The organism is Salinivibrio socompensis S35 (genome assembly GCF_000513715.1).
In the GTDB taxonomy this organism is placed as follows: Bacteria; Pseudomonadota; Gammaproteobacteria; order Enterobacterales; family Vibrionaceae; genus Salinivibrio; species Salinivibrio socompensis.
In genome coordinates this window covers 1-2,311 of sequence record NZ_AQOD01000228.1, presented here as the reverse complement: position 1 = coordinate 2,311, position 2,311 = coordinate 1, and the positions used below count along the sequence as shown (strand labels likewise).

Annotated in this window: 3 protein-coding genes and 1 pseudogene; all 4 read right to left on the bottom strand. The window is 44.2% G+C overall.

Translation table 11 applies throughout. The annotated features are described in order from the left end of the window. A pseudogene (locus DZ54_RS23010) lies at positions 1-199 on the bottom strand (DUF4123 domain-containing protein); the annotation flags it as partial. 29 nt (positions 200-228) lie between these two features. Beyond that, complete coding sequence (locus tag DZ54_RS26565; protein WP_240474079.1) at positions 229-756, bottom strand: ankyrin repeat domain-containing protein; 528 nt, start codon at positions 754-756, stop codon at positions 229-231. 125 nt (positions 757-881) lie between these two features. Then, positions 882-1,124 (bottom strand): hypothetical protein, encoded by a 243-nt coding sequence (locus DZ54_RS26560; protein WP_240474078.1) that lies wholly within the window; start codon positions 1,122-1,124, stop codon positions 882-884. A 53-nt stretch (positions 1,125-1,177) separates the two neighbouring features. Next, on the bottom strand, positions 1,178-2,041 hold the full coding sequence (locus DZ54_RS23000; RefSeq protein WP_240474077.1) for an ankyrin repeat domain-containing protein: 864 nt from the start codon (positions 2,039-2,041) through the stop codon (positions 1,178-1,180). Positions 2,042-2,311 lie beyond the last annotated feature (270 nt).

Here is a 2,311-nt window from a genome sequence, read left to right as displayed (position 1 = left end):
TGATTAGTGGCGAGGCATCCATAAGGTGTGCATACTCTGTACCCTGATATAGATACTCCCATGCCACATCGTTTCCAGATACCATCGCTTCCCAAAATGTTCTGGCTTCGGGATTTTGCACAACGTCAAAAATAAAATAAAACAGTTTATCTTTTGATTGTGACAATACTTCAAAAGGACTTTTATGCGTATCTACCATATAAAATGCCTCACTGACTGTCTTAATATTTATAATTTAGCGTCAATGCCATAACGCTCTCGTAGTATCTTTTCATCCGCTCGTTTGGATGCGTCTGATTGCGGTTTTTCATAAGGATGCGTCCCTTCCTCTTCACACTCTTCGCGAGGGCGATAGCCTCTTGGTTTAACGCAGTACACAATATTGTTTCTAAAACGCTCTCCATATGGCGTTAAAACGGGAAACTGCACACCGAGCTCAATCATCTTCTGCTGAATGTTCAGCATTTTTTGATACGCGTCGGTGGATTGATCCATGCTATCTAGTGACTGTTGAACCGAATAGGCTGCACTCAGTCCACCATTGTCTATCACAAAAGGATCGGCACCGCTCTCCAAGAGATAAAGCACTTCATCCATGTTTACTCTGATGAAATCTAATAGCGGTGTTTGTCCTAAACCGTTTCTGGCATTTACATTTGCGCCAAACTCAACCAATAATTTCAGCGCGTCATTCTCTTCCAATATCGGTGCATCGAAAATGAGAGACCGACTCCCTCTTTTGATCTCGGTATCCATGCCAGCTTCCAACATCGCTCTTAGTGGCTCTGTGGTTTTAAGCCTCATTGCCAAATGCGCCACCGTTTCTGAAACATCCGTACCGGCTATCACAGCGTCATCAATTTTGGCGGCAGGGTCGGCCCCTAGCGCATCAACATCTTGATGGCTGGAATATTGGTATCAGCGACGGCAAAGGCTAACAGGGTAAAATGCTCGTGACCTGGCGCATCAATATCTGGCAGTTTTTCCGCTAATGCTTTCGCTCTATCGATATCATGGCCTTTAATCGCCTCGGCAACGGCCAATAATCCCCCCTCAAAAAAGACCTCTGGATAGGGTTTACTGCGAAATAGATTAAAAGCGCCGGCTTTTGCTACCCAGAGCAAAAGCACAATTCCTATTCCGATGGCTGTTACCTTTAACACCTTATAGGCCTCGCTTATAGATTGGCGTCAATGCCATAACGCTCTCGCAGTATCTTTTCATCCTGCCGTTTGGATGCGTCTGATTGCGGTGCTAGAAATTCATTTTCACCCACAAGCTTACACTCGCTGCGTGTTAAATAACCCTCAGGGTCGTCACACCATACAATATCTAATCGATAACGTTCACCATATGGCGTTAAAGCGGGAAACTGTACACCGAGCGCAATCATCTTTTGCTGAATTTTCAGCATTTTTTGATACGCGTCGGTGGATTGATCCATACTATTCAATTCTTCCTGTACCGAGTAAGCCGCTGTCATCCCCGAGTTATTCATCACAAAGGGGTCCGCACCGTTCTCCAAGAGATAGAGCGCTTCATCAAACATCACATTAATAAATCTAAATAAAGCTGTTTTACCAAGACCATCCCTAGCATTCACATCCGCGCCAAACTCAACCAACAGTTTCAATGCGTCATTGTCTTCTAGGTCCGGTACATCAAAAATCAGCGTACCACTGCCTCTTTTTATTTCGGTATCCATGCCAGCTTCCAACATCGCTCTTAGTGGCTCTGTGGTTTTAAGCCTCATTGCCAAATGCGCCACCGTTTCTGAAACATCCGTACCGGCTATCACGGCGTCATCAATTTTGGCGGCAGGGTCGGCCCCTAGTGACATCAACATATTGATGGCTGGAATATTGGTATCAGCGACGGCAAAGGCTAATAGAAGTAAAATGGTCATTACCGTGAGCATCAATATCTGGCAGGTTTTCCGCCAATTCTTTCGCTTTATCGATATCATGGGCTTTAATCGCCTTGCAACGGCCAACAATTCTCCCTCAAAAAAGACCTCTGGATAGGGTTTACTGCGGAACATGTTCAACACTCCTACTTTTGCGGTAACTGACAGCACAACACCTGCCAAGATAATTAAAATAATGTATTTCATCGCGCTTTAAACCTGCTTGGCTCTGAGGAATCCCCTGATGATTTAGATAAAAATCATCAATTTAAGGTAGATGCACACCTTGTCATATGATCAAATGGTTTCACCAAAAATCAATAATCAGACAACAAGATGTGCGAACTCAATATCTTACATGACTCTCTCTACCAATTCTGTCCTGAACTGCATTTAAAGCGACTT

Excerpts from the sequence above, each read along its gene's own strand:
- DZ54_RS26565 (WP_240474079.1), bottom strand. The coding sequence starts at position 756 with ATGGATACCGAGATCAAAAGAGGGAGTCGGTCTCTCATTTTCGATGCA.
- DZ54_RS23000 (WP_240474077.1), bottom strand. The coding sequence starts at position 2,041 with ATGTTCCGCAGTAAACCCTATCCAGAGGTCTTTTTTGAGGGAGAATTG.